The 869-nt window shown below is 59.7% G+C and carries 1 protein-coding gene; it reads left to right on the forward strand.

Annotated elements, in window-relative coordinates; all coding sequences use genetic code 11:
• The first annotated feature begins 53 nt into the window (after positions 1–53).
• A complete protein-coding gene (locus tag ABWU19_RS14920) occupies positions 54–860 on the forward strand; it encodes an IS5 family transposase (protein WP_119342530.1) in 807 nt (268 codons plus the stop codon).
• Positions 861–869 lie beyond the last annotated feature (9 nt).

Below are 869 nucleotides of genomic sequence, written 5' to 3' on the forward strand. Positions count from 1 at the left end.
TAGAATCTACAAACCACCTTACCCAAATCAGGCACTGCAGTTATGTTTAGAGCATGAACCGCCGTGCTTACCCATCGGACGTCCGTGATGAGGAATGGGCTCTGGTGCTGCCCTATTTGACCCTCGCCCCGCTGGAAGCACCCCAGCGCAAGTACGACCTGCGCGAAGTGTTCAACGCCCTGCGCTGGATGGTTCGAACCGGTGCTCAGTGGGACTACCTGCCCCACGACTTCCCACCCCCCCATATCGTTCAGGCGCAAGCCTACCGCTGGATGAACCGGGGGGTCTTCGAAGACCTGGTACACGACCTGCGCATGACCCTGCGAATGCTCCAGGGCAAAGCCGCCCATCCCAGCGCTGCCATCTACGATGCTCGCACCCTACAGTCCACCCCGCAAAGTGGGGAGCGGGCCGGATACGATGGGTACAAACGACGCAAGGGAAGCAAAGTTCACCTGGCGGTAGATACCCTGGGGCATCTGCTGGCCCTGGTAGTAACGGCGGCCAGTGAACAGGAACGGGCCCAGGTGGGAGCCCTCAGTCAACAGGTGCAGGAAGTGACGGGGGAGCAGGTGGAAGTGGCCTTTGTGGATCAGGGTTACACTGGGGAGGAAGCGGCACAAGCGGCAGAGGCGGAAGGCATCGCCCTGTGTGTGGTCAAGGTGGAAGGGGCCAAACGAGGATTCGTGCTGCTGCCGAAGCGTTGGGTGGTGGAACGTTCGTTTGCCTGGACATCCCGGTTTCGCAGGCTGGCGCGAGACTATGAGCGGCTGGCTGAGACCTTGCGAGGTTGGCACTGGTTGGCTTTTTCGATTCTGATGACAGCGAAAACTGTGGAGCTTTTACGAACAGCTAGTTAGCAGGCTCTA

It is taken from the genome of Meiothermus cerbereus (genome assembly GCF_051297115.1).
Classification (GTDB): domain Bacteria; phylum Deinococcota; class Deinococci; order Deinococcales; family Thermaceae; genus Meiothermus; species Meiothermus cerbereus_A.

Bases quoted from the DNA above. Each gene is read 5' to 3' on its own strand.
- ABWU19_RS14920 (WP_119342530.1), top strand. From the start codon at position 54: ATGAACCGCCGTGCTTACCCATCGGACGTCCGTGATGAGGAATGGGCT.